2 protein-coding genes are annotated in these 966 nt (G+C 43.5%); both read left to right on the forward strand.

Features of this window, described 5'->3' with window-relative positions:
* The coding region (locus ACS8FC_RS15280) for a tyrosine-type recombinase/integrase (RefSeq protein WP_439297399.1) at nucleotides 1–474 on the forward strand (474 nt) is incomplete at its 5' end.
* A 194-nt stretch (nucleotides 475–668) separates the two neighbouring features.
* Nucleotides 669–966: phosphoenolpyruvate carboxylase (locus ACS8FC_RS15285; RefSeq protein WP_439297400.1), on the forward strand; the 298-nt coding region annotated here is incomplete at its 3' end.

Genomic DNA, 966 nt, shown 5'->3' on the forward strand with positions numbered 1-966 from the left:
TGGCAGGATATCGACTGGGATAATAATACATGGGCGTTCTCCCCGACCAAAGGCGAAGGTCGCGACGACATGGTATCGCACTTGGTCGTACCATTAGCCACGCAAGTGATTGCGCGATTACGAAATATTCAATCTATCACAGGCTATAAAGAGTACGTCTTTGCCTCAATGCGTGGTTCAAGCAATGCTTATATCAGCAAAGCCACACTGGTACAGATATTTCACCGGCTTGGATACAAAGACGTGCAATGTGCGCATGGCTTTCGTGCATCGGCCAAAACCTTGCTCATGGAACAGCCAGAGTTACGCTACTCAGACATAGTCACAGAACTGCAGCTGGGCCACAGGATAAAAGACACCCATGGCGGGGCTTACAATAGACTCGATGAGATCGATACTAGAATCCAGATGATGCAAGATTGGGCGGATTATATAGATAAGTTGCGAGATTACGCTAAGACGTCAGCCAAGTAATCTCGCTCTAAGAATAGTTTGAAAAATAGACGGAGCGCTAAATACACTATAGTATGACGGACATCGGTTGATAAAAAATTGCTTTGGGCGCCAAACATAACTACCCATTTATGTTAAATTGCAAAAAACCATAAGGATATTACGTCTAAGATAGCCATAGTATTTTATCCATTCATTTGATAGGAAGGTTAAGGATGACTCTAGATAATAACGTACTACGTAAACGCACCAGCTTGTTGGGTTCATTACTAGGCGATGCCATTTCTCGCCAGTCTGGTGAGCAGACAATAGAAACCATTGAGACACTACGCAAAGGCTTTATTCAACAGCGCCGTGAACCAAATGAGGCACATAAACAGCAGCTCATCGACTTTATTGCTTCTTTAGACAATCAAACTTTAAAGGATGTCATACGCGGCTTTTCTATCTATTTTTTCCTTGCCAATCTAAGCGAAGAGAACTACTTGCGTGAGCAACGTCATGAGCTGCGTA

This window comes from Psychrobacter sp. 1Y4 (assembly GCF_051847555.1).